This is a genomic window from Pseudomonas sp. LBUM1663 (assembly GCF_059695905.1).
Genome location: NZ_CP166792.1, coordinates 4234509 through 4260905 on the forward strand (window position 1 = coordinate 4234509; position 26397 = coordinate 4260905).

Consider the following 26397-nt stretch of genomic DNA (forward strand, 5'->3'; position numbering starts at 1 on the left):
AGGCTGAGTGGAGGTGTTCATCCGGGGAGTGGCGCGCAGCGCCGTTCGACGCAGTCGAACACGCTGCATGTAGGTCGTTGCGAAGCAGACCGGAGGGCAGTGTGCCCGGATGGATACCGGAGTGAAGGTACGCCGAGCCTAGGCGAGGGGCTGGACGTTCGGGGCGAGCCTTTTTTTGCTTACTTTTTTGGCGTTTGAAAAAAAAGTGGGTCGCCGTAAGGGCGAAACCCTAAGTCGCCGTTACCGCAGAAACGGATATGTACAAAAACACAAAAACCCAGACAGCAAAAAGGCGCCCGAGGGCGCCTTTCGCTTTACAACAGATCAACAACCGTCAGGCCATTTCAGCCGTGGTTTCGAACTCGAAGGTCAGCTCGCCGTCCTTGAGGTCGATGTGTACCACACCGCCATGGTCGGCCAGTTCGCCAAAGAGGATCTCTTCCGCCAGCGGACGCTTGATCTTGTCCTGGATCAAACGCGCCATTGGCCGAGCACCCATTGCCGAGTCGTAGCCACCGGCTGCCAGCCAGCTTCGCGCAGCGTCGGTCACTTCCAGCTGCACGCGCTTGTCTTCCAGCTGCGCCTGAAGCTCGGTAAGGAACTTGTCCACCACGCTTTTGATGACCTCATGGCTGAGGCGACCAAACTGGATAATGGTGTCCAGACGGTTGCGGAACTCCGGCGTGAAGCTTTTCTTGATCACTTCCATCGCATCGGACGAATGGTCCTGATGGGTGAAACCGATCGAAGCACGCGCCGCTGTTTCGGCACCGGCGTTGGTCGTCATGATGACGATCACGTTACGGAAATCCGCCTTGCGCCCGTTGTTATCGGTCAGCGTACCGTGGTCCATGACCTGCAACAGCAGGTTGAAGACTTCCGGATGCGCCTTCTCGATCTCATCGAGCAACAGCACGCAGTGAGGCTGCTTGGTGATGGCTTCGGTCAGCAGGCCGCCCTGATCGAACCCGACATAGCCTGGAGGCGCACCGATCAGACGCGAGACAGTGTGGCGCTCCATGTACTCGGACATGTCGAAACGAACCAGTTCGATGCCCAACGCCTTGGCCAGCTGACGCGCCGCTTCGGTTTTACCGACACCGGTCGGCCCTGCAAACAGGAACGAACCGACTGGCTTGTCAGGCGACTTGAGCCCGGCACGGGACAGTTTGATCGCGGTCGACAGCGAGTCGATCGCAGCATCCTGGCCAAATACCGTCAGCTTCAGGTCACGCTCAAGGTTACGCAGCAGCTCTTTGTCGGAGCTGGTGACGTGCTTAGGCGGAATCCGCGCGATTTTCGCGACGATGTCCTCGACTTGAGGCACTTCGATGCGTTTCACGCGCTTCTCGATTGGCTGCAGACGCTGATAGGCGCCCGCCTCGTCGATGACGTCGATGGCCTTGTCCGGCATGTGCCGGTCATTGATATAACGCGAGGCCAGCTCAGCGGCGGCACGCAACGCTTCATCGCTGTATTCAATGTTGTGGTGCGCTTCGAAACGCCCTTTCAGGCCGCGCAGGATGCCAATGGTGTCTTCCACCGAAGGCTCCGACACATCGACCTTCTGGAAGCGCCGGGCCAAGGCACGGTCCTTCTCGAAGATCCCGCGGAATTCCTGGAACGTGGTCGATCCGATGCAACGGATATCGCCCGACGACAGCAACGGCTTGAGCAGGTTCGAGGCATCCATGACGCCACCGGACGCGGCACCCGCACCAATGATGGTGTGAATCTCGTCGATGAACAGGATCGCCTGCGGACGTTTTTTCAGCTCATTGAGCAACGCCTTGAAGCGCTTCTCGAAATCGCCACGGTATTTGGTCCCCGCCAGCAAGGCCCCCAGATCGAGGGAATAGACCACGCTGTTGGCCAGTAAGTCCGGCACCTGGTTGTCGACAATGCGTTTGGCCAGGCCTTCGGCAATCGCGGTTTTACCCACGCCCGCCTCGCCCACCAGCAGCGGATTGTTTTTGCGACGACGCGCCAGGATCTGCGCGACACGCTCGACTTCCAGCTCACGGCCTACCAACGGATCGATACGACCCTGACGCGCGAGTTCGTTGAGGTTACTGGCATAAGCATCCAGAGGATTGCCTGAAGAAGAAGACTCACCGCCCTCGTCGTCCTGCATATCTTGCTCACCTTCAGAGTGATCGCCATGCCCCGGCACTTTGGAAATACCATGGGCGATGTAGTTGACGACATCGATGCGCGCAACGCTCTGCTGTTTCAGCAGGAACACTGCCTGACTCTCTTGCTCACTGAAGATGGCGACCAGCACGTTAGCACCAGTCACTTCGCGTTTGCCCGAGCTCTGTACGTGGAAAACAGCACGTTGCAGGACACGCTGGAAGCCCAGGGTTGGCTGGGTTTCGCGATCCTCGTCATGAACGGGGATCAAGGGCGTGGTGGAGTCGATGAACTCCTGCAGATCGTGCTTGAGTTTGTCGAGGTTTGCGCCGCAGGCACGCAAAACGGTGGCGGCAGCCTCATTGTCCAATAGGGCCAGCAGGAGGTGTTCGACGGTCATGAATTCATGACGCTTCGATCTAGCCTCCTTGAAGGCAAGATTGAGGGTGACTTCGAGCTCGCGGTTTAACATAGCTTCACCTCATACCCAAGTGGTCGGCGATTAACCGTCCTTCTCGATTTCACAGAGTAGCGGATGCTGGCTTTCCCTGGCGTACTGGTTGACCTGCATGGCCTTAGTCTCGGCGATGTCGCGGGTAAACACTCCACATACTGCCCGTCCTTCTGTGTGGACGGCCAGCATGACCTTGGTCGCCAACTCTCGATTCAGGTTAAAAAACACCTCGAGCACTTCGACGACGAAATCCATCGGTGTGTAGTCATCATTGAACAAAACCACCTTGTACATCGGTGGCGCCTGTAAAGCAGGCTTTGCTTCCTGAACAGCAATGCCTGCGGAATCGTCCTCGTGTGTCCCCGGGTGATCTTTTTGGAGAGCCGGGCGATCCTGATTGAATGTTAGTCGAATCTGGCTGATTGCATGCATGGAAAGAAAGGTTCGTCAGTTGTGCAAATACAGTGGTGGGGGCGGCTATGGACGATTTCAACTCCGACCGCCCGGTCACCTTGACTATCGGCAAAACGGTGTTACAACCAATAGAGCCCACAGTGGGTAAAAAAGGTCCGCGGAGTCAATCTTATTTCGAGATTCGACTGCGGATGTACTGGATGATACTCCAGTGATGGAGTCTGTTGCAGAGGGATATGGGTATGTCAGTCGGTAAGGTGAAATGGTTCAACAATGCCAAGGGGTTCGGTTTCATTAACACCGATGCCAGAGAAGGTCGCGACGAAGACGGTCATCTTATTGATTTCTTTGCCCACTATTCGGCCATTGAAATGGACGGATACAAGACTCTCAAGGCCGGGCAAATTGTAAGCTTCGATATTGTCCAGGGCCCGAAAGGGTTGCACGCAGTGAAGATTGGCTCTGTCGCTTCCGTTGACGAACAGACCGCGCCTGCTACCAAACAAGAAACAGTGTCGAGCTGACACGACCGATCATCCAGTCATAAAAAAACCGCCCGACTCAATCACTGAATCGGGCGGTTTTTGTCGTGCGTGAACTCGTTTACATGTGCGAGATGAGCGCATCACCAAACGCCGAAGAAGACAGCAGTTTCGCGCCTTCCATCAGACGGTGGAAATCATAGGTCACAGTCTTGGCGGAAATCGCGCCGTTGGTGCCCTTGATGATCAGGTCTGCCGCTTCGGTCCAGCCCATGTGACGCAGCATCATCTCTGCGGACAGGATCAGGGAACCCGGGTTGACCTGGTCCTTGCCGGCGTACTTCGGCGCAGTACCGTGGGTCGCCTCGAACATGGCAATGGTGTCGGACAGGTTGGCACCCGGTGCGATACCGATACCACCCACTTCTGCCGCCAGGGCATCAGAGAGATAGTCGCCGTTCAGGTTCAGGGTCGCGATCACATCGTATTCGGCCGGGCGCAGCAGGATCTGCTGGAGCATGGCGTCGGCGATGGCGTCCTTGACGATGACGTTCTTGCCGGTTTTCGGGTTCTTGAACTGCATCCACGGACCGCCGTCGAGCAGGGTCGCGCCGAATTCTTCAGCGGCCACTTCGTAGGCCCATTCCTTGAAGGCACCTTCGGTGAACTTCATGATGTTGCCTTTGTGCACGATGGTCAGCGAGTCGCGGTCGTTGTCGACCACATACTGCAACGCCTTGCGCGCCAGACGCTTGGTGCCTTGCAGGGAAACCGGCTTGATGCCGATACCGCAGTTTTCGTCGAAACGAATCTTGGTGACGCCCATTTCATCTTTGAGGAACTTGATGACCTTGGTCGCTTCCGGCGAACCGGCTTTCCATTCGATACCGGCGTAGATGTCTTCCGAGTTCTCGCGGAAGATCGTCATATCAACGTCGCCTGGCTTCTTGACCGGGCTAGGCACGCCTTCGAACCAGCGCACCGGGCGCAGGCACACATAAAGGTCGAGTTGCTGACGCAGGGCCACGTTCAGGGAACGGATGCCGCCACCGACCGGGGTGGTCAGAGGGCCCTTGATGGAAACCACGTAATCCTTGACCGCGTCCAGGGTTTCCTGAGGCAGCCAGGTGTCCTGATCGTAAACCTGAGTCGCTTTTTCCCCGGCGTAGACTTCCATCCAGGAAATTTTGCGCTCGCCGCCGTAAGCCTTCTTAACAGCAGCATCGACAACCTTGATCATGACCGGGCTGATATCAACGCCAATACCATCGCCTTCGATGAAGGGGATGATCGGGTTGTTAGGAACATTGAGAGAATGGTCCGCGTTGACGGTGATTTTGTCGCCGACTGCTGGAACCTGAATCTTCTTGTATCCCATGCTGAACTCCATTGTTTGGATTGAACATCTGGCTTCGTTCGAGCGTACCCCAGTTAAATCGGCACGCAAACCCTATGTTCCAACCATCTGCCGCAAAGCTGCACAGTTCGCGACGTACAAGCCTGAAAGCAAAGGGAAAAGCGCCAAACTCAAGCACGGTGCAAGACTCTACGCCCCCCTCGCCCCTGCGACCTTTAGACCAATGGACGAGAATCGTTGCATATGAACCATCGGCAGATTGCCAGCTACCTATGTATAATGCCGCCCGCTGACCACAGAGTCACGACGGCCAACCTTTCTACTACAAGGCTTTGGGCCCGAAAAAGCAGGACTGTTACCGCAGTCCACCCGCTTGACGCTCGACCGATGCACCCAACATCACCGCAAAGAAACCTCGACATTCGGCTCATGGATGACTTTGAACGAACGCGCTTACCCGGCGCCCCTCGAGTTTCTGCGCACGCTTTAGCAAAGAAGAGAGAGTTAATCCGAATATGCCCACCCGCTCGAAGATCATCTATACCTTCACCGACGAAGCTCCCGCCCTCGCCACCTATTCACTGTTGCCTATCGTAGAAGCGTTCACCGCTTCGGCTGATATCGCCGTGGAAACCCGCGATATCTCTCTTGCAGGGCGCATCCTGGCCAGCTTCCCCGAGCAATTGGGTGACAAAGCCGTAGCCGACCACCTCGCCGAACTGGGCGACCTGGCCGTTACGCCTGAAGCCAACATCATCAAATTGCCGAACATCAGCGCCTCGGTTCCGCAACTGCAAGCCGCGATCAAAGAGCTGCAGGCCCAGGGCTTCGCCCTGCCGGACTACCCGGAAACCGTGACCACCGACGCCGACAAGCTTGCCAAGTCGCGTTACGACAAGATCAAGGGCAGCGCCGTGAACCCGGTTCTGCGCGAAGGCAACTCCGATCGTCGTGCACCGCTGTCGGTCAAGAACTACGCGCGCAAGCACCCGCACAAAATGGGCGCCTGGGCTGCGGACTCCAAATCCCACGTCGCGCACATGAGCACCGGCGATTTCTACGGCAGCGAAAAAGCTGCCCTGATCGACGCCGCTGACGCCGTCAAAATCGAACTGATCGCTCAAGACGGCACCACCACCGTCCTGAAAGAAAAAACCACCGTGCAAGCCGGTGAGATCCTCGATTGCGCGGTCATGAGCAAAAACGCTCTGCGCAGCTTCATTGCTGCCGAGATCGAAGACGCTAAAGCCAAAGGCGTGCTGCTGTCGGTTCACCTCAAAGCCACCATGATGAAGGTCTCCGACCCGATCATGTTCGGCCAGATCGTTGCCGAGTTCTATAAAGACGCACTGGCCAAGCACGCTGACGTGCTGGCACAGATCGGCTTCAACCTGAACAACGGCATCGGCGACCTGTACGCTCGCATCAAAGCCCTGCCAGCTGAGCAGCAAGCTGCGATTGAAGCGGACATCCAGGCGGTCTACGCCGCTCGTCCGTCGTTGGCCATGGTCAACTCCGACAAAGGCATCACCAACCTGCACGTGCCGAGCGACGTTATCGTCGACGCCTCGATGCCGGCCATGATCCGTGACTCCGGCAAGATGTGGGGCACCGACGGCCAGCTGCACGACACCAAGGCAGTGATCCCGGATCGCTGCTACGCCACCATCTACCAGGCGGTGATCGAAGACTGCAAGCTGCACGGCGCTTTCGATCCAACCACCATGGGCAGCGTGCCAAACGTTGGTCTGATGGCGAAAAAAGCCGAAGAGTACGGGTCCCACGACAAGACCTTCCAGATCAAGGCAAACGGCGTAGTTCGGGTTTCCGACGGCGCTGGCCGCACCCTGCTGGAACAGTCTGTTGAAGCCGGCGACATCTTCCGCATGTGCCAGACCAAAGACGCGCCGATCCAGGACTGGGTCAAACTGGCTGTCAACCGTGCCCGTGCAAGCGCAACCCCGGCTATTTTCTGGCTGGACCCGATGCGCGCCCACGACGGCGTGGTGATCGAGAAAGTTCAGGCCTACCTGAAGGATCACGACACCGCCGGCCTGGACATCCAGATCATGGCGCCTGTCGACGCGATGAAGTTCACCCTGCAGCGCACCCGCGAAGGCAAGGACACCATCTCGGTGACCGGCAACGTACTGCGCGACTACCTGACCGACCTGTTCCCGATCATGGAACTGGGCACCAGCGCCAAGATGCTGTCGATCGTCCCGCTGATGAATGGCGGCGGTCTGTTCGAAACCGGCGCTGGTGGTTCGGCACCGAAACACGTTCAGCAGCTGCTGGAAGAAAACTTCCTGCGCTGGGACTCACTGGGCGAGTTCCTGGCCCTGGCCGCCTCCCTCGAGCATCTGGGTGTTACTTACAACAACCCGAAAGCGCTGGTGCTGGCCAAGACCCTGGATCAGGCCACTGGCCAGTTCCTGGACAACAACAAGTCGCCATCGCGCAAAGTCGGCAACATCGACAACCGCGGCAGCCACTTCTACCTGGCGCTGTACTGGGCTCAGGCCCTGGCCGCCCAGACCGAAGACGCTGCACTGCAAGCGCAGTTCGGCCAACTGGCCAAGACCTTGACCGAGAACGAAGCAACCATCGTTGCCGAGCTCAACGCCGTTCAGGGCAAGCCAGTGGACATCGGCGGTTACTACCACGCCAATGCCGAGCTGATCAGCAAGGCCATGCGCCCAAGCAACACCTTCAACGCCGCGATCGCTGCGCTGGTTTAAGGTTGTAAGGATGCAAAGCAGCCCCGGCCCCGTGCCGGGGTTTCTGCTTTTGAAGACAATGCAAAAACCCTGTGGGAGCTGGCCTGCCGGCGATTGCGATTAGTCAGTCACCATCAGTGTTGAATGATAAGCCGCTATCGCTGGCAGGCCAGCTCCCACAGGGATAGAGTTTCAACCTTTGGGATTTGAGGAACCTTCATGGACTGGAAACCCCACATCACCGTCGCCACCATCGTCGAAGACAACGGCCGCTTCCTGATGGTCGAAGAATCCAAGGGCGGACGAACGGTGCTCAACCAGCCCGCCGGCCACCTCGACCCGGACGAAACCCTGATCGAAGCCGCCGTACGTGAAACTCTGGAAGAAACCGGCTGGGACGTCGAACCGACCGGCGTGGTGGGTATTTACCTTTACACCGCCCCGAGCAACGGCGTGACTTACCAGCGCGTCTGCTTCACCGCCAAACCGCTCAAACATCACCCCGATTATCAGCTGGACGACGGTATTGTCGGCGCCAAATGGCTAACCCGTGACGAACTGCTGGCACAGCGCGCAAACTGGCGCAGTGAGCTGATCATCCGCTGTATCGATGATTATCTGGACGGCAAACACTTCGGTCTCGAACTGATCCGCCCTTCTCTTTAGCCTTGCGGGCTTCGGCCTGTTAGAATCGCGTCCTTTTTCAAGACACTCATTGAATCCCTATGCGTGATCCAGCCCCTTCTGACACACAAAAGAAGCGCGTCATTGTCGGCATGTCCGGCGGCGTGGACTCTTCCGTTTCCGCTCTCCTGCTGATCGAGCAGGGTTATGAGGTGGAAGGCCTGTTCATGAAGAACTGGGAAGAAGACGATGGAACGGAATACTGCACCGCCATGGACGACCTGGCGGACGCTCAGGCCGTGTGCGACAAGATTGGCATCAAGCTGCACACCGCCAACTTCGCCGCCGAGTACTGGGACAACGTGTTCGAGCACTTCCTGGCCGAATACAAGGCCGGTCGCACGCCGAACCCGGACATCCTCTGCAACCGCGAGATCAAGTTCAAGGCGTTCCTTGACTACGCCATGGTGCTCGGCGCCGACCTGATTGCCACCGGCCATTACGTGCGCCGCCGCGACATCGATGGCCGTACCGAACTGCTCAAGGGCCTGGATCCGAACAAGGACCAGAGTTACTTCCTGCACGCCGTCGGCGGTGAACAGATCGCCAAGACCCTGTTCCCGGTCGGCGAGCTGGAAAAACCCGAAGTACGCGCGATTGCCGAGAAACACGAACTCGCCACCGCGAAGAAAAAGGATTCCACGGGGATCTGCTTTATCGGCGAACGCCGCTTTAGCGATTTCCTCAAGCAGTATCTGCCGGCCCAACCGGGCGAGATCAAGACCACCGAAGGTGAAGTCATCGGCCGTCACCACGGCTTGATGTACCACACCATCGGCCAGCGTCAGGGCCTGGGCATCGGTGGCTTGAAAGACGCCGGCGATGAGCCGTGGTACGTGCTGATCAAGGACCTTGAACACAACGAGCTGATCGTCGGCCAGGGCAATGACCATCCGTACCTGTTCTCCCGCGCCCTGCTCGCCTCGGACATCTATTGGGTCAACCCGATCGATCTGACCGAGCCGCGCAAGTTGACCGCCAAGGTTCGTTATCGCCAAAGCGATCAACCCTGCACGCTGGAAAAAACCGCCACTGGCTATCGCGCAACCTTCGATGACCCGCAGCGCGCGGTCACCCCGGGCCAGTCCGTGGTGTTCTATGACGGTGAAATCTGCCTGGGCGGCGGCGTGATTGAAGTCGCAGAGCCATGGAGCAGCAAGGCATGAACCCCACTCAGGAGCAACTGACGGCGCTGGGCGGCGTGTTTCTCGCCGCCGTCCTCGTCGACAAGATTGCCAAGACCGGCCAGACCACCGAAGCCGGCCTGACCTGCATGCTCGGCAGCCTGCTGATCCGCGACCCTAAGGACACCCTGGAAGTGTACGGCGGCGACGACCTCAATCTGCGTGAAGGCTATCGCGCATTGATCGGCGCTCTGGAACGCGACCCGAGCACCCTGCAGCGCGAACCGCTGCGCTACGCCCTGGCCATGCTGGGCCTGGAGCGTCAGCTAGCCAAGCGCAACGACATGCTCGATGTGATCGGCAAGCGTTTGCCGCAGATTCAATCCCAGGTCGAACACTTCGGCCCGGCCCACGAAAACGTGATTGCGGCCTGCGGTGCGTTGTACCAAGACACCCTGAGCACCTTGCGCCAACGGATTCAGGTCCACGGCGACATGCGCAACCTGCAGCAACCAAGCAACGCCTCGAAAATCCGCGCCCTGTTGCTGGCCGGGATTCGTTCGGCGCGCCTGTGGCGGCAGTTGGGCGGTCATCGCTGGCAGCTGGTGATCAGCCGTCGCAAGTTGCTCAAAGAGCTTTACCCGCTGATGCGCAGCAGCTGAACCGCGCCCGCAACACTGATTCAGATCTGTAACGCGTAATACGCCGGTCAGTTGGCAACGGACCGGCGGATTTTTTCATGTATGATACGCGCCCCATTTCGTTGCCCGACTGTCCGAGAACACCCCATGCAGCTTTCTTCGCTCACTGCGGTTTCCCCTGTTGACGGCCGCTACGCCGGCAAAACCCAGGCCCTGCGCCCAATTTTCAGCGAGTACGGCCTGATCCGTGCTCGCGTTCTGGTTGAAGTGCGCTGGCTCCAGCGCCTGGCCGCTCACCCAGGCATCAGCGAAGTGCCGGCGTTCTCTGCCGAAGCCAACGCGGTGCTGAACACGCTGGCGGACAACTTCGCTCTGGAGCACGCCGAGCGTGTCAAAGAGATCGAGCGCACCACCAACCACGACGTCAAAGCCATTGAGTACCTGCTCAAGGAACAAGCGGCCAAGCTGCCGGAACTGGCCAAAGTCAGCGAGTTCATCCACTTTGCCTGCACCAGCGAGGACATCAACAACCTGTCCCACGCCCTGATGCTGCGCGAAGGCCGTGATGACGTGATGCTGCCGCTGATGCGCCAGACCTGCGACGCCATCCGCGAACTGGCCATCCGCTTCGCTGACGTTCCAATGCTGTCGCGCACCCACGGTCAACCGGCCTCGCCGACCACCCTGGGCAAAGAACTGGCGAACGTGGTTTACCGTCTTGAGCGTCAAATTGCTCAGGTCGCTGCCGTTCCGCTGCTGGGCAAGATCAACGGTGCTGTCGGCAACTACAACGCTCACATCTCTGCCTACCCGGAAATCGACTGGGAAGAAAACGCCCGCGCCTTCATCGAAGACGAGTTGGGCCTGGGCTTCAACCCGTACACCACGCAGATCGAACCGCACGACTACATCGCCGAGCTGTTCGACGCGATCGCGCGCTTCAACACCATCCTGATCGACTTCGACCGCGACATCTGGGGCTACATCTCCCTGGGTTATTTCAAGCAGCGCACTATCGCTGGCGAAATCGGTTCGTCGACCATGCCGCACAAGGTCAACCCGATCGACTTCGAAAACTCCGAAGGCAACCTCGGTATCGCCAACGCATTGTTCCAGCACCTGGCGAGCAAACTGCCGATCTCCCGCTGGCAGCGCGACCTGACCGACTCCACCGTTCTGCGCAACCTCGGTGTCGGCTTCGCCCACAGCGTGATCGCTTACGAAGCCAGCCTCAAGGGCATCAGCAAACTGGAGCTCAACGCCCAGAAGATTGCGGCTGACCTGGACGCGTGCTGGGAAGTGTTGGCCGAGCCGATCCAGACCGTGATGCGCCGCTACAACATCGAAAACCCGTATGAAAAGCTGAAAGAGTTGACGCGTGGCAAGGGCATCAGCCCTGAAGCACTGCAAACTTTCATCGACGGTCTGGACATGCCAGCCGCCGCCAAGGCCGAGCTGAAATTGCTCACCCCGGCGAACTACATCGGTAACGCTGTAGAGCAAGCCAAACGCATCTGATCGACCGCTTTACCCTTTTGAGACGCCCGGCAGCGCCGGGCGTTTTTATTCCCGTCTGAAAAGTACTTTTTTTCAATAGGTTACACATGAATCCTGACATTCCTCTTCAACTTCTGGGCGGCATCACGGCGCGCGAATTCCTGCGTGACTACTGGCAGAAAAAGCCGCTGCTGATCCGCCAGGCGATCCCTGATTTCGAAAGCCCGATCGATCCAGACGAACTGGCCGGCCTGGCGCTGGAAGAAGAAGTTGAATCGCGCCTGGTGATCGAGCACGGCGAGCGTCCTTGGGAAATGCGCCGCGGCCCGTTCGCCGAAGACGAATTCAGCAAGTTGCCGGAAACCGAGTGGACTCTGCTGGTTCAAGCGGTCGACCAGTTCGTGCCGGAAGTCGGCGAGTTGCTGGAGCAATTCCGCTTCCTGCCGAGCTGGCGCGTCGACGACGTGATGATCAGCTTCGCCGCCCCGGGTGGCAGCGTCGGTCCGCACTTCGATAACTACGATGTGTTCCTGCTGCAAGGTCACGGCAAGCGCAACTGGAAGATCGGCCAGATGTGCGACTCCGAGAGCAAGCTGCTGCCACACGCGGATCTGCGCATCCTCGCCGACTTCGAAGCCACTGATGAGTGGATTCTGGAACCGGGCGACATGCTCTACCTGCCGCCGCGCCTGGCCCATTGTGGCGTTGCGGTTGATGACTGCATGACCTATTCGGTCGGCTTCCGCGCCCCGAGCGCCTCTGAAGTGCTGACTCACTTCACCGACTTCCTCAGCCAGTTCCTGACCGATGAAGAGCGCTACACCGATGCCGACGCCCTGCCGGCGGTCGATCCACACCAGATTCAGCACGACGCCCTCGATCGCCTGAAAGCGTTGCTGGCCGAGCACATGAGCGATGAGCGCCTGCTGCTGACCTGGTTCGGCCAGTACATGACCGAGCCGCGCTACCCGGAACTGGTGGTCGGCCCGGAAGAAGTCGAAGAAGAAGACTTCCTCGCCAGCCTCGAACAAGGCGCTGTGCTGATCCGCAACCCGAGCGCGCGCATAGCCTGGTCTGAAGTCGATGATGACCTGCTGCTGTTCGCCAGCGGCCAGAGCCGTTACCTGCCGGGCAAACTGCGGGAGCTGCTGAAATTGATCTGCGCCGCCGACGCCCTGCACACCGACAACCTCGGTGACTGGCTGAACGACGAAGACGGCCGCGGCCTGCTGTGCGAGCTGGTCAAGCAGGGCAGCCTGGGGTTTGCTGATGAATAAAATCCACGTTCGTGTCGCAGACTGGCAAAAGGACAACGCCGAGATCCGGCGCATTCGTGAGACGGTGTTCATTGCCGAGCAATCCGTTCCGCCTGAGCTGGAATGGGATGCCGATGACGCAACGGCGGTGCATTTCCTGGCCTTCGAAGGCGACTTTCCGATTGGCACCGCCCGCCTGCTGCCCGATGGGCATATCGGCCGGGTATCAGTGCTCAAAGACTGGCGCGGTTTGAAAGTCGGCGATGCGCTGATGCAAGCGGTGATCGGTGAAGCCGAGAAGCGTGGGTTGAAGCAGCAGATGCTGAGCGCACAGGTCCAGGCCACGGCGTTCTATCAGCGCCTGGGCTTCAGCCTGGTCAGTGAGGAGTTCCTGGAAGCCGGGATTCCGCATGTGGACATGGTGCGTCACTCGGCCTGACACCTGTGGCGAGGGAGCTTGCTCCCGCTGGGCTGCGCAGCAGACCCAAAATTTTGGGGCCGCTTCGCGCCCCAGCGGGAGCAAGCTCCCTCGCCACAAAGGCTCACAATACCACCACAAAACGCCCCGCCATCCCCGGATGCCGGGGCGTTTTGCTGTCTACGATTCAACTTGCCCCACGCCGGGCCGACAAACTGGCAATATCAACACTTCAAGATGTCGGAGATAACGGATATGTCCCTACGCACCCTGCTCACCACGCTGCTGCTGACGTGCAGTTTTTCGTCCATGGCGGCCACCGAGATCGTGCCCCTGAACTACCGTACCAGTGCCGATATGTTGCCGATGGCACAGGATTTCATCGGCAAGGATGGCCAGGTCAGTGCTTACGGCAACCAGCTGATCGTCAATGCGGATCAACGCAAGATCGACGAACTTAAGGCTCTTGTTACCCAACTCGACGTGGCTGCCAAGCGCCTGCTGATCACCGTCGACACCAACGAAAATAACTTCCAGGGCGACCAGGGTTATTCGGTGAACGGCGCCAAGCCAAGCCAGACGCGCATCATCAATCGCAGCACCGACAGCCGCGATGGCGGCATCCAGCAAATTCAGGCCAGCGAAGGCGCACCGGCGCTGATTCAAGTCGGCCAGAGCGTGCCGCTCACCAGCAGCCAGACCGATTCCTACGGCGATCTGCGCAGCCAGACTGAATACCGCAACGTCACCCAGGGGTTCTACGTCACCGCCAGCGTCACCGGCGACATCGTCCACCTGTCGATCAGTACTAACCGTGACCGTATGAGCCAGGAACGTCCCGATGTAGTGAATGTGCAAAGTACCGACACAACTGTCACGGGGCGTCTGGGCGAGTGGATCACCCTGGCGGGCGTGAACCGCCAGACTCAGGCCGATAAACAGGGCCTGACCCGCAGCTACTCGACTCAGGGCCGGGATGACATGACGTTGCGGGTGAAAGTCGATACTTTGGACTAAACCACCGAAAACTGACTGATTAGTCGTATTAGACCAAAGATGTAGTGCCTGAAAAAAAGCACTACAAAACGTTTGACGATCGAAAAAAGCAAGGGCATGATGGCCTCGCTCCCGCTAATCAGGGGCCCTGGCAAGGGCCTTCGAGGCGCTGCTCGCAGCTACCCCGCGAGCCGCTTCGTGTCTGTACCGCCCACAAGGTGTGTTTGACGAGGTTGCCGACTGGAACGAAGTTGTCCCGAGGGACGGAAGCGTAATTAGGTAACCCGGCTCCACACTGAAGTTCGTACCAAGGCCCACGACGCCCGAATGCGCTCGCCAGTTCGCCCTTACCTGCTCACTTCCCCTCGAGCCCATCGTTCATCCCGTCGCCATCCCCGCCGAATCCGACTTGACCACCTAAGCTTCTGGTCAGCGAGCAGCCTTTTACGCACCTTTGAATTGCGTAACCGGCATGAGCAGGAATTTTCCACCCCAGACCTATGCGACGAGGTTTATCTCCATGGCACTGACACGCGAACAGCAAATTGCAGCCCTCGAAAAAGATTGGGCTGAAAACCCACGCTGGAAAGGCGTGACACGCGCTTACTCCGCTGCTGACGTCGTCCGCCTGCGTGGCTCGGTTCAACCTGAGCACACCTTTGCAAAACTGGGCGCCGAGAAGCTGTGGAACCTGGTCACCCAGGGCGCCAAGCCATCCTTCCGTCCTGATAAAGATTTCGTCAACTGCATGGGCGCCCTGACCGGCGGCCAGGCTGTACAACAAGTCAAAGCCGGTATCCAGGCAATCTACCTGTCGGGCTGGCAAGTGGCTGCGGACAACAACTCCGCCGAATCGATGTACCCGGACCAGTCGCTGTACCCGGTGGACTCGGTTCCAACCGTGGTCAAGCGCATCAACAACTCGTTCCGTCGTGCCGACCAGATCCAGTGGAAAGCCGGCAAAGGCCCGGGCGACGAAGGCTACATCGACTACTTCGCTCCAATCGTAGCTGACGCTGAAGCCGGTTTCGGTGGCGTTCTGAACGCTTACGAGCTGATGAAGAGCATGATCGAAGCAGGCGCCGCCGGCGTTCACTTCGAAGACCAACTGGCTTCCGTGAAAAAATGCGGCCACATGGGCGGCAAGGTACTGGTTCCTACCCAGGAAGCTGTACAGAAGCTGACCGCTGCCCGTCTGGCAGCTGACGTTGCCGGCACACCGACCATCATTTTGGCTCGTACCGACGCTAACGCGGCTGACCTGCTGACTTCCGATTGCGACCCATACGACCAGCCGTTCGTGACTGGCGAACGTACCCAGGAAGGCTTCTACAAAGTACGCGCAGGCTTGGACCAGGCGATCGCTCGCGGCCTGGCTTACGCTCCGTATGCCGACCTGATCTGGTGCGAAACCGCCAAGCCGGATCTGGACGAAGCTCGTCGCTTCGCTGAAGCGATCAAAAAGGAATACCCGGACCAACTGCTGTCGTACAACTGCTCGCCTTCCTTCAACTGGAAGAAAAACCTGGACGACGCGACCATTGCCAAGTTCCAGCGCGAACTGTCCGCCATGGGTTACAAGCACCAGTTCATCACCCTGGCCGGCATTCACAACATGTGGCACAGCATGTTCAACTTGGCGCACGACTACGCCCGCAACGACATGACTGCCTACGTGAAACTGCAAGAGCAAGAGTTCGCTGACGCTTCGAAAGGCTACACCTTCGTGGCTCACCAGCAGGAAGTGGGCACCGGCTACTTCGACGACATGACCACCGTGATTCAAGGTGGCTCGTCTTCGGTGACCGCGCTGACCGGTTCGACTGAAGAAGAACAGTTCCACTGATACTGAGTACACGGCCGTTGCGGATCGAGTAAAAAGCTAACCGCAACGTCGCACATCTGACGCCCCGACTGGTTCGGGGCGTTTTTTTGCCCGCGATTTCATCCCCACCACAGAACCCTGTGGGAGCCGGGCTTGCCCGCGATGACGGTGTGCCAGCCAACATCTGTGAACCTGACACACCGCCATCGCGGGCAAGCGCGGCTCCCACAGGGAACGAGTCAACCCAAAAATTGTGGGAAAAACATTGATCCAGAGCGGTACCGCGAGCAAAAAACCGAGGTAAAACGTGAATCGCCGCTACTTGCAGTAACAGCTATATAAGGCAACTTCCCACTCCTCTACCCGTTAAACAGTTTAAAAACCGCGCCAAATAATATTGATTATCATTTAGCCGCAACTATGTTCGTTACATCACCGACAAAACAATATTGATGAAAACCCGGCTAATGCCCGCAACGCATGGGCTGCGGGCCTTGGGAGGTGCGCCATGTCCTTATTCCTATAAATAATTTCGCTATAGGAATTTTACTTGCTGAGTGTTGTGCCATAAAATCAGCGGGATTGATTGCTGCGACATATCGTCACTGCTTTGTTTCTTTTCAAGCTCAGAGACCTTTGCTCTCTGTTAAGGATTACCAGCATGCCCGAAGCGACAGGACTCATGGCCCACAACTGGGGCTTTGCCATTTTCCTTCTGGGCGTCGTCGGCCTTTGCGCCTTCATGCTCGGCGTCTCCAGCCTCCTCGGGTCAAAAGCCTGGGGTCGCAGCAAAAACGAACCGTTCGAGTCCGGCATGCTACCTACAGGTGGCGCCCGCTTGCGGCTCTCAGCCAAATTCTATCTGGTCGCGATGCTCTTCGTGATCTTCGATATCGAAGCCCTCTTTCTCTTTGCCTGGTCTGTGTCCGTCCGCGAAAGCGGCTGGACCGGATTCGTCGAAGCTCTCGTTTTCATAGCAATTCTGTTGGCAGGTCTTGTCTACCTGTTCCGAGTGGGCGCCCTTGACTGGGCTCCGGAAGCTCGTCGCAAGCGGCAGGCGAAGCTGAAACAATGAGGCTTTGGCAATGCAATACAATCTCACCAGGATCGACCCCGATGCTCCTAACGAGCAGTATCCGATTGGCGAACGGGAAACCGTTTCCGATCCGTTAGAAGATCAAGTCCACAAAAACATCTTCATGGGCAAGCTCGAAGACGTGCTTAACGGCACAGTCAACTGGGGGCGGAAGAACTCCCTGTGGCCGTATAACTTCGGTCTTTCGTGCTGCTACGTGGAAATGACCACCGCCTTCACGGCGCCCCACGACATCGCACGCTTCGGCGCCGAGGTTATCCGGGCATCGCCGCGCCAGGCGGATTTCATGGTTATCGCCGGTACCTGCTTCATCAAGATGGCGCCGATCATTCAGCGTCTCTACGAGCAAATGCTCGAACCTAAATGGGTTATCTCCATGGGTTCGTGCGCCAACTCCGGTGGCATGTACGACATCTACTCCGTCGTTCAAGGGGTGGACAAGTTCCTCCCCGTGGACGTCTACGTGCCTGGCTGCCCGCCCCGCCCTGAAGCTTTTCTGCAAGGCTTGATGCTCTTGCAAGAGTCGATTGGACAGGAGCGTCGCCCACTTTCCTGGGTCGTCGGCGATCAAGGCGTATACCGCGCCGAGATGCCTTCGCAAAAGGAACAGCGCCGCGAACAGCGAATCGCAGTCACCAACCTGCGCAGCCCCGACGAAGTCTGATCCAGATCTGCTTCTTTTATAGAACGAGAAACTGGCTTCATTCTTTACGTTGACCGAAAGCGATAAATAACCATGACTACAGGCAGTGCTCTGTACATCCCGCCTTATAAGGCAGACGACCAGGATGTGGTCGTCGAACTGAACAACCGTTTTGGCCCCGAGGCGTTCACCGCCCAGCCTACCCGCACCGGCATGCCGGTGCTTTGGGTTGCCCGCGCCAAACTCGTCGAAGTCCTGACCTTCCTGCGCAACCTGCCCAAGCCGTACGTCATGCTCTATGACCTGCACGGCGTGGACGAGCGTCTGCGCACCAAACGTCAAGGGCTGCCAAGCGGCGCCGACTTCACTGTGTTCTATCACTTGATGTCGATCGAACGTAATAGTGACGTCATGATCAAGGTCGCCTTGTCCGAGAGCGACCTTAGCGTGCCGACCGTGACCGGTATCTGGCCAAACGCCAACTGGTACGAGCGTGAAGTGTGGGACATGTACGGCATCAATTTCGCCGGCCACCCGCACCTGACCCGCATCATGATGCCGCCGACCTGGGAAGGTCACCCGCTGCGCAAGGACTTCCCGGCCCGAGCCACCGAGTTCGACCCGTTCAGCCTGACGCTGGCCAAGCAACAGCTTGAGGAAGAAGCCGCGCGCTTCAAGCCTGAAGACTGGGGCATGAAGCGTTCCGGTGCGAACGAGGACTACATGTTCCTCAACCTCGGTCCCAACCACCCTTCCGCACACGGTGCGTTCCGCATCATCCTGCAGCTGGACGGTGAAGAGATCGTCGACTGCGTGCCGGACGTCGGTTACCACCACCGTGGTGCCGAGAAAATGGCCGAGCGTCAGTCCTGGCACAGTTTCATCCCGTACACCGATCGTATCGACTACCTCGGCGGCGTGATGAACAACCTGCCCTACGTGCTCTCGGTCGAGAAGCTGGCCGGCATCAAGGTGCCCGAGAAAGTCGACGTCATCCGCATCATGATGGCCGAGTTCTTCCGGATCACCAGCCACCTGCTGTTCCTGGGGACTTACATCCAGGACGTCGGCGCCATGACCCCGGTGTTCTTCACGTTCACCGACCGTCAGAAGGCGTACACGGTGATCGAAGCCATTACCGGTTTCCGTCTGCACCCGGCCTGGTACCGCATCGGCGGCGTCGCGCACGACCTGCCGCGCGGCTGGGAAAAACTGGTGAAAGATTTCGTCGAGTGGATGCCAAAGCGTCTGGACGAATACCAGAAAGCCGCCCTGGACAACAGCATCCTCAAAGGCCGGACCATCGGCGTCGCCTCCTACAACACCAAGGAAGCCTTCGAATGGGGCGTCACCGGTGCAGGCTTGCGTTCGACCGGTTGCGACTTCGACCTGCGTAAAGCGCGCCCATACTCCGGTTACGAAAACTTCGAATTCGAAGTGCCGCTGGCCGTCAATGGCGATGCCTACGATCGTTGCATCGTGCGCGTCGAAGAAATGCGCCAGAGCATCAAGATCATCGAGCAGTGCATGCGCAACATGCCGGAAGGCCCGTACAAGGCGGATCACCCGCTGACCACGCCGCCGCCGAAAGAGCGCACGCTGCAGCACATCGAGACCCTGATCACGCACTTCCTGCAAGTTTCGTGGGGCCCGGTCATGCCGGCCAACGAATCCTTCCAGATGATCGAAGCGACCAAGGGCATCAACAGTTATTACCTGACGAGCGATGGCGGCACCATGAGCTACCGCACCCGGATTCGCACCCCAAGCTTCCCGCACCTGCAGCAGATCCCTTCGGTGATCAAAGGCAGCATGGTCGCGGACTTGATCGCGTACCTGGGTAGTATCGATTTCGTTATGGCCGACGTGGACCGCTAAGCATGAATAGCACGCTTATCCAGACAGACCGTTTCACCTTGAGTGAAACCGAGCGCTCGGCCATCGAGCACGAGCTGCATCACTACGAAGACCCGCGCGCGGCGTCGATCGAAGCCCTGAAGATCGTCCAGAAGGAACGTGGCTGGGTGCCTGACGGCGCGCTCTACGCCATCGGCGAAATCCTCGGCATCCCGGCGAGTGACGTTGAAGGGGTGGCGACGTTCTATAGCCAGATCTTCCGTCAGCCGGTTGGCCGCCACATCATTCGCGTCTGCGACAGCATGGTCTGCTACATCGGCGGCCATGAATCGGTCGTCAGCGAAATCCAGAGCAATCTGGGCATCGGCGTGGGTCAGACCACCGCCGACGGTCGTTTCACCCTGCTGCCGGTCTGCTGCCTCGGCAACTGCGACAAGGCGCCGGCGTTGATGATCGACGACGACACTTTCGGTGATGTGCAGCCTGCCAGCGTTGCCAAATTGCTCGAGGGCTACGTATGACCCTGACTTCCTTCGGTCCTGCCAACCGCATCAAGCGTTCGGCCGAGACTCACCCGCTGACCTGGCGTCTGCGTGACGACGGCGAAGCTGTCTGGCTCGACGAATACCAGGCCAAGAACGGCTACGCGGCTGCGCGCAAAGCGTTCGCCGACATGGCTCAGGACGACATCGTCCAGACCGTGAAAGACGCCGGCCTCAAAGGTCGCGGCGGTGCAGGCTTCCCCACGGGCGTTAAGTGGGGCCTGATGCCCAAAGACGAATCCATCAACATCCGCTACCTGCTGTGCAACGCGGACGAGATGGAACCGAACACCTGGAAAGACCGCATGCTGATGGAGCAACTGCCCCATCTGCTGATCGAAGGCATGCTAATCAGTGCTCGCGCGCTGAAAACCTACCGTGGCTACATCTTCCTGCGTGGCGAATACACCACCGCCGCCAAGCACCTGAACCGTGCCGTGGAAGAAGCCAAGGCAGCGGGCCTGCTGGGCAAGAACATCCTGGGCAGCGGCTTCGATTTCGAGCTGTTCGTCCACACCGGTGCCGGGCGTTACATCTGCGGTGAAGAAACCGCACTGATCAACTCCCTCGAAGGTCGTCGCGCCAACCCGCGCTCCAAGCCGCCCTTCCCTGCCGCCGTTGGCGTATGGGGCAAGCCGACGTGCGTGAACAACGTTGAAACCCTGTGCAACGTGCCGGCGATCATTGCCGACGGCGTGGACTGGTACAAATCGTTGGCGCGCGAAGGCAGCGAAGACATGGGCACCAAGCTCATGGGCTTCTCCGGCAAGGTCAAGAACCCGGGCCTGTGGGAATTGCCGTTCGGCGTCACCGGCCGCGAGTTGTTCGAAGACTACGCCGGCGGCATGCGCGACGGTTACACGCTCAAGTGCTGGCAGCCAGGTGGCGCCGGTACCGGCTTCCTGTTGCCGGAACACCTCGACGCACAAATGTATGCCGGCGGCATCGCCAAAGTGGGCACCCGCATGGGTACCGGACTGGCTATGGCGGTGGACGACAGCGTCAACATGGTGTCCCTGCTGCGCAACATGGAAGAGTTCTTCTCCCGTGAGTCGTGCGGTTTCTGCACCCCGTGCCGTGATGGTCTGCCGTGGAGCGTCAAGCTGCTGCGTGCGATCGAGAACGGTGAAGGGCAAGCCGGCGATATCGAGACCCTGCTGGGTCTGGTCGGTTTCCTCGGCCCGGGCAAGACCTTCTGTGCTCACGCACCGGGCGCCGTGGAGCCGTTGGGCAGCGCAATCAAATACTTCCGCCATGAGTTCGAAGCCGGCATCGCGCCTACCAGCGCCGTCGTCCCGCCTCTGGCAAGGCCGATCGTAGTCGGCGCGTAAACGCTTAAAGAAGCGAAGGGTCCGTGCCCTTCGCTTTGTCGTGTGATGACGCCGTAAACGGCTGTGTTGATTCACGCGAATAACAAGATTCCATTAGCCACGCCCGCTGACACCGGGCCAACGAAGAACTTTGAACCATGGCCACTATCCACGTAGACGGCAAAGAGCTCGAAGTCGATGGGGCAGACAACCTGTTACAGGCATGTCTGTCGCTAGGCCTCGATATCCCTTATTTCTGCTGGCACCCCGCCCTTGGCAGCGTTGGCGCTTGCCGCCAGTGCGCGGTCAAGCAGTACACCGACGCCAACGACACCCGTGGTCGGATCGTCATGTCCTGCATGACCCCCGCCACCGACGGCAGCTGGATCTCCATCGAAGACGAAGAAGCGAAAGTGTTTCGCGCCAGCGTCGTCGAATGGCTGATGACCAACCACCCTCACGACTGCCCGGTCTGTGAAGAAGGCGGTCACTGCCACCTGCAAGACATGACGGTAATGACCGGCCACAACGAGCGCCGTTATCGCTTCACCAAGCGCACTCACCAAAACCAGCAACTGGGCCCGTTCATTTCCCACGAAATGAACCGCTGCATCGCTTGCTACCGTTGCGTGCGTTTCTATAAGGACTACGCCGGCGGCACCGACCTCGGTGTATTCGGCGCCCACGACAACGTGTACTTCGGTCGCGTTGAAGACGGCACCCTGGAAAGCGAGTTCTCCGGCAACCTCACCGAGGTCTGCCCGACCGGTGTGTTCACCGACAAGACTCACTCCGAGCGCTACAACCGCAAGTGGGACATGCAGTTCTCGCCGAGCATCTGCCATGGCTGCTCCAGCGGTTGCAACATCTCCCCGGGCGAGCGTTATGGTGAACTGCGTCGTATCGAAAACCGTTTCAACGGTTCGGTAAACCAGTACTTCCTGTGCGACCGTGGCCGTTTCGGCTACGGCTACGTCAACCGCGAAGATCGCCCGCGTCAGCCTTTGCTGGCCAACGGCGCCAAGCTGAGCGTCGACGAAGCGCTGGATAAAGCCGCTGACCTGCTGCGCGGTCGCAACATTGTCGGTATCGGTTCGCCCCGTGCCAGCCTTGAAAGCAACTATGCGTTGCGCGAACTGGTCGGCGCCGAGCACTTCTACTCCGGTATCGAAGCCGCCGAGCTGGAACGCATTCGTCTGGTCATGCAGGTGTTGAAAGACAGCCCGCTGCCGATCCCGAACATGCGCGACATCGAAGACCACGATGCGATCTTCGTCTTGGGTGAAGACCTGACCCAGACCGCGGCCCGTATGGCGCTGTCCCTGCGTCAATCGGTCAAAGGCAAGGCCGAAGACATGGCCGATGCCATGCGCGTTCAGCCTTGGCTCGACGCTGCAGTGAAGAACATCGGTCAGCACGCGCTGAACCCGCTGTTCATCGCCAGCCTGGCTGAAACCAAGCTCGACGATATCGCTGAAGAATGCGTTCACGCAGCACCGGACGACCTGGCCCGCATCGGTTTCGCCGTGGCCCACGCGCTCGACGCCAGCGCCCCAGCGGTTGAAGGCCTCGACGCTGAAGCCCTCGAACTGGCCAAGCGCATTGCCGACGCCCTGCTCGCCGCCAAGCGTCCGCTGATCATTGCCGGCACTTCCCTGGGCTCCAAAGCCCTGATCGAAGCCGCCGCCAACATCGCCAAAGCGTTGAAGCTGCGCGAGAAGAACGGTTCCATCAGCCTGATCGTGCCAGAGGCCAACAGCCTTGGCCTGGCCATGCTCGGTGGCAATTCGGTCGACGAAGCGCTGCAAGCGGTGATCGACGGTAAAGCCGACGCCATCGTCGTGCTGGAAAACGATCTGTACACCCGCACCGACAAAGCCAAGGTCGATGCCGCACTGAACGCCGCGAAAGTGGTGATCGTGGCGGACCATCAGAAGACCTCCACCAGCGATCGCGCGCACCTGGTTCTGCCAGCCGCCAGCTTCGCTGAAGGCGACGGCACGTTGGTCAGCCAGGAAGGCCGTGCTCAACGCTTCTTTCAGGTCTTCGACCCGACTTACCTCGACGCTAGCATCCTGGTTCACGAAGGCTGGCGCTGGCTGCATGCCCTGCGCTCCACCCTGTTGAACCAGCCGATCGACTGGACCCAACTGGACCACGTCACCGCAGCCGTCGCCGCCAGCACGCCGCAACTGGCGCGCATCGTCGACGCTGCGCCGTCCGCCGCGTTCCGTATCAAAGGCCTGAAACTGGCGCGCGAACCGCTGCGTTACTCCGGTCGTACCGCCATGCGCGCTGACATCAGCGTGCACGAACCGCGTACTTCCCAGGATAACGACACCGCGTTCTCGTTCTCCATGGAAGGTTACTCGGGTTCGGTCGAACCGCGTCAGCAAGTGCCATTCGCCTGGTCTCCGGGCTGGAACTCGCCGCAAGCCTGGAACAAGTTCCAGGACGAAGTCGGTGGTCACATCCGCGCTGGCGACCCGGGCACCCGCCTGATCGAAAGCACCGGTGACTCGCTGAACTGGTTCGCTGCTGTTCCGCGTGCGTTCAACCCGGCACCTGGCACCTGGCAGGTCGTGCCGTTCTTCCACCTGTTCGGCAGCGAAGAGAACTCTTCGAAAGCCGCTCCGGTTCAGGAACGCATTCCGGCCGCTTACGTCGCTTTGGCCAAATCCGAAGCCGATCGCCTGGGCGTCAATGACGGCGCCCTGCTGAGCTTGAGCGTTGCTGGCCAGACCTTGCATCTGCCGTTGCGCATCAGCGAAGAGCTGGGTGCCGGTCTGGTCGCATTGCCGGCCGGTATCGCCGGCATTCCGCCAGCGATCTTTGGCAAATCCGTTGACGGTCTGCAGGAGGCAGCTCAATGACCTGGTTCACGCCTGAAGTGATTGACGTGATCATCGCGGTCCTCAAGGCCATCGTGATTCTGCTCGCCGTGGTGGTGTGCGGCGCGCTGCTGAGCTGGGTCGAGCGTCGTCTGCTCGCCCTCTGGCAGGACCGTTACGGTCCGAACCGCGTCGGCCCGTTCGGCGCGTTCCAGATCGCGGCCGACATGATCAAGATGTTCTTCAAGGAAGACTGGACCCCGCCGTTCGCCGACAAGGTGATCTTCACCCTGGCACCGGTCGTGGCCATGAGCGCCTTGCTGATTGCCTTCGCGATCATCCCGATCACCCCGACCTGGGGTGTGGCGGACATCAACATCGGCATCCTGTTCTTCTTCGCCATGGCCGGTCTGTCGGTCTACGCGGTGCTGTTCGCCGGCTGGTCCAGTAACAACAAGTTCGCCTTGCTGGGCAGCTTGCGGGCCTCGGCACAAACCGTGTCATACGAAGTGTTCATGGGCCTGTCGCTGATGGGCATCGTGATCCAGGTCGGCTCGTTCAACATGCGTGACATCGTTGAATATCAGGCGCAGAACCTGTGGTTCGTGATTCCGCAGATCTTCGGCTTCCTGACCTTCTTCATTGCCGGCGTCGCCGTGACTCACCGTCACCCGTTCGACCAGCCGGAAGCGGAGCAGGAACTGGCCGACGGTTACCACATTGAATACGCCGGCATGAAATGGGGCATGTTCTTCGTCGGCGAGTACATCGGCATCGTGTTGATTTCGGCGCTGCTGGTGACCTTGTTCTTCGGTGGCTGGCACGGCCCGTTCGGCATTCTGCCGCAGATCCCGTTCATCTGGTTCGCGCTCAAAACCGCGTTCTTCATCATGTTCTTCATCCTGCTGCGCGCCTCGATCCCGCGCCCACGGTATGACCAAGTGATGGATTTCAGCTGGAAGTTCTGCCTGCCGCTGACCCTCGTCAACATGCTGGTGACCGCTGCGATCGTGTTGCTCAACACGCCCGCCGTCGCGGCTCAGTGAGGATAGAGAATCATGAAGTACATTTTTGACATCGTGCATGGCTTCTTCACCCAGCTTCGCAGCCTGGTGATGATCTTCGGCCATGCCTTCCGCAAGCGCGACACGCTGCAGTACCCGGAAGAAGCCGTGTACCTGCCGCCGCGCTTCCGTGGCCGTATCGTCCTGACCCGTGACCCGGATGGCGAAGAGCGTTGTGTAGCCTGCAACCTGTGCGCCGTGGCGTGCCCGGTTGGCTGCATCTCGCTGCAGAAAGCTGAAACCGAAGACGGTCGCTGGTACCCGGACTTCTTCCGCATCAACTTCTCGCGCTGCATTTTCTGCGGCCTCTGCGAGGAAGCCTGCCCGACCACCGCGATCCAGCTGACACCGGATTTCGAGATGGCCGAGTTCAAACGTCAGGACCTGGTGTACGAGAAAGAAGATCTGCTGATCTCCGGCCCCGGCAAAAACCCTGATTACAACTTCTATCGTGTTGCAGGTATGGCGATTGCCGGGAAGCCCAAAGGCTCCGCGCAGAATGAAGCCCAGCCGATCAACGTGAAGAGCTTGCTGCCTTAAGGAAGAAAGATGGAATTCGCTTTCTATTTCGCATCGGGTATCGCTGTGGTGTCCACGCTTCGCGTGATCACCAACACCAACCCTGTGCACGCCCTGCTCTACCTGATTATTTCGCTGATCGCCGTGGCCATGACGTTCTTCGCCCTCGGCGCACCGTTTGCCGGTGTGCTGGAAGTGATCGCCTACGCTGGCGCCATCATGGTGCTGTTCGTGTTCGTGGTGATGATGCTGAACCTGGGCCCGGCCTCGGTTCAGCAAGAGCGCGTCTGGCTCAAGCCCGGCATCTGGCTCGGCCCCGTCGCCCTCGGCACCCTGCTGCTGGTTGAACTGCTGTACGTACTGTTCAGCCACTCCAGCGGTCAGGCCATCGGCCACACCACCGTAGACGCCAAGGCCGTGGGCATCAGCCTGTTCGGCCCGTACCTGCTGGTGGTCGAACTCGCCTCGATGCTGCTGCTCGCCGCAGCCGTCACGGCGTTCCACTTGGGCCGCAACGAAGCCAAGGAGCAATGA

22 protein-coding genes are annotated in these 26397 nt (G+C 59.2%); 19 read left to right on the forward strand and 3 right to left on the reverse strand.

Annotation, left to right across the window (positions count from 1 at the left end; genetic code table 11):
- Positions 1-334 precede the first annotated feature (334 nt).
- Together clpA and clpS are read right to left on the reverse strand one after the other, a co-directional pair.
- Positions 335-2605, reverse strand: coding sequence for an ATP-dependent Clp protease ATP-binding subunit ClpA (gene clpA, locus ACA075_RS19475; RefSeq protein ID WP_007946437.1), 2271 nt, complete (start codon positions 2603-2605; stop codon positions 335-337).
- Between the two features lie 30 nt (positions 2606-2635).
- Positions 2636-3019: an ATP-dependent Clp protease adapter ClpS gene (gene clpS / locus ACA075_RS19480; protein WP_094468037.1), complete on the reverse strand. Its 384-nt coding sequence runs from the start codon at positions 3017-3019 to the stop codon at positions 2636-2638.
- 224 nt (positions 3020-3243) lie between these two features.
- Here clpS and ACA075_RS19485 point away from each other — a divergent pair, with 224 nt between their 5' ends.
- Positions 3244-3525 carry a cold shock domain-containing protein gene (locus ACA075_RS19485; RefSeq protein ID WP_094468044.1) on the forward strand — a complete coding sequence of 94 codons (282 nt, stop codon included), beginning with the start codon at positions 3244-3246 and terminating at the stop codon, positions 3523-3525.
- Positions 3526-3604: 79 nt separating this feature from the next.
- Here ACA075_RS19485 and icd read toward each other — a convergent pair whose 3' ends face one another.
- Positions 3605-4861 (reverse strand): NADP-dependent isocitrate dehydrogenase, encoded by a 1257-nt coding sequence (gene icd / locus ACA075_RS19490; RefSeq protein WP_010458895.1) that lies wholly within the window; start codon positions 4859-4861, stop codon positions 3605-3607.
- 494 nt (positions 4862-5355) lie between these two features.
- Between icd and ACA075_RS19495 the strand changes: the two genes are divergently transcribed.
- The 18 genes from ACA075_RS19495 (at position 5356) to nuoJ (ending at position 26397) form a co-directional block, all read left to right on the forward strand.
- Complete coding sequence (locus tag ACA075_RS19495; RefSeq protein ID WP_497294725.1) at positions 5356-7581, forward strand: NADP-dependent isocitrate dehydrogenase; 2226 nt, start codon at positions 5356-5358, stop codon at positions 7579-7581.
- Between the two features lie 198 nt (positions 7582-7779).
- Positions 7780-8226 (forward strand): NUDIX hydrolase, encoded by a 447-nt coding sequence (locus tag ACA075_RS19500; protein WP_497294727.1) that lies wholly within the window; start codon positions 7780-7782, stop codon positions 8224-8226.
- Between the two features lie 59 nt (positions 8227-8285).
- The gene (mnmA, locus tag ACA075_RS19505; protein WP_010458889.1) at positions 8286-9410 is read left to right on the forward strand and encodes a tRNA 2-thiouridine(34) synthase MnmA; all 1125 of its coding nucleotides are present in this window, start codon (positions 8286-8288) and stop codon (positions 9408-9410) included.
- Positions 9407-10030, forward strand: coding sequence for a high frequency lysogenization protein HflD (hflD, locus tag ACA075_RS19510; RefSeq protein WP_497294729.1), 624 nt, complete (start codon positions 9407-9409; stop codon positions 10028-10030). The genes mnmA and hflD overlap by 4 nt, the downstream gene beginning before the upstream one ends.
- Positions 10031-10156: 126 nt before the next feature.
- A complete protein-coding gene (purB, locus tag ACA075_RS19515; protein WP_497294730.1) occupies positions 10157-11527 on the forward strand; it encodes an adenylosuccinate lyase in 1371 nt (456 codons plus the stop codon).
- An 86-nt stretch (positions 11528-11613) separates the two neighbouring features.
- Entirely contained in the window at positions 11614-12783 is a 1170-nt protein-coding gene (locus ACA075_RS19520) for a ribosomal protein uL16 3-hydroxylase (RefSeq protein ID WP_497294731.1), read from the forward strand.
- A complete protein-coding gene (locus ACA075_RS19525; protein WP_497294733.1) occupies positions 12776-13201 on the forward strand; it encodes a GNAT family N-acetyltransferase in 426 nt (141 codons plus the stop codon). The genes ACA075_RS19520 and ACA075_RS19525 overlap by 8 nt, the downstream gene beginning before the upstream one ends.
- A 234-nt stretch (positions 13202-13435) precedes the next feature.
- Positions 13436-14197, forward strand: a complete 762-nt coding sequence (locus tag ACA075_RS19530) for a secretin N-terminal domain-containing protein (RefSeq protein ID WP_497294735.1) — start codon at positions 13436-13438, stop codon at positions 14195-14197.
- Between the two features lie 499 nt (positions 14198-14696).
- On the forward strand, positions 14697-16022 hold the full coding sequence (aceA, locus tag ACA075_RS19535; RefSeq protein WP_033057066.1) for an isocitrate lyase: 1326 nt from the start codon (positions 14697-14699) through the stop codon (positions 16020-16022).
- Positions 16023-16662: 640 nt separating this feature from the next.
- Positions 16663-17076 (forward strand): NADH-quinone oxidoreductase subunit A, encoded by a 414-nt coding sequence (locus ACA075_RS19540; protein WP_003223812.1) that lies wholly within the window; start codon positions 16663-16665, stop codon positions 17074-17076.
- A 10-nt stretch (positions 17077-17086) separates the two neighbouring features.
- A complete protein-coding gene (locus ACA075_RS19545; RefSeq protein ID WP_010458867.1) occupies positions 17087-17761 on the forward strand; it encodes a NuoB/complex I 20 kDa subunit family protein in 675 nt (224 codons plus the stop codon).
- A gap of 72 nt (positions 17762-17833) precedes the next feature.
- Positions 17834-19618, forward strand: a complete 1785-nt coding sequence (gene nuoC / locus ACA075_RS19550) for an NADH-quinone oxidoreductase subunit C/D (RefSeq protein ID WP_497294738.1) — start codon at positions 17834-17836, stop codon at positions 19616-19618.
- Positions 19619-19620: 2 nt separating this feature from the next.
- Positions 19621-20118 carry an NADH-quinone oxidoreductase subunit NuoE gene (gene nuoE, locus ACA075_RS19555; RefSeq protein WP_497294740.1) on the forward strand — a complete coding sequence of 166 codons (498 nt, stop codon included), beginning with the start codon at positions 19621-19623 and terminating at the stop codon, positions 20116-20118.
- Complete coding sequence (gene nuoF / locus ACA075_RS19560) at positions 20115-21470, forward strand: NADH-quinone oxidoreductase subunit NuoF (protein WP_150801504.1); 1356 nt, start codon at positions 20115-20117, stop codon at positions 21468-21470. Before nuoE ends, nuoF begins: the two co-directional genes overlap by 4 nt.
- A gap of 137 nt (positions 21471-21607) precedes the next feature.
- Positions 21608-24322 (forward strand): NADH-quinone oxidoreductase subunit NuoG, encoded by a 2715-nt coding sequence (nuoG, locus tag ACA075_RS19565; RefSeq protein ID WP_497294742.1) that lies wholly within the window; start codon positions 21608-21610, stop codon positions 24320-24322.
- Complete coding sequence (nuoH, locus tag ACA075_RS19570) at positions 24319-25326, forward strand: NADH-quinone oxidoreductase subunit NuoH (protein WP_008146046.1); 1008 nt, start codon at positions 24319-24321, stop codon at positions 25324-25326. The genes nuoG and nuoH overlap by 4 nt, the downstream gene beginning before the upstream one ends.
- A gap of 12 nt (positions 25327-25338) precedes the next feature.
- Positions 25339-25884, forward strand: coding sequence for an NADH-quinone oxidoreductase subunit NuoI (gene nuoI / locus ACA075_RS19575; RefSeq protein WP_007905075.1), 546 nt, complete (start codon positions 25339-25341; stop codon positions 25882-25884).
- Between the two features lie 9 nt (positions 25885-25893).
- Positions 25894-26397 carry an NADH-quinone oxidoreductase subunit J gene (gene nuoJ / locus ACA075_RS19580; protein WP_027925107.1) on the forward strand — a complete coding sequence of 168 codons (504 nt, stop codon included), beginning with the start codon at positions 25894-25896 and terminating at the stop codon, positions 26395-26397.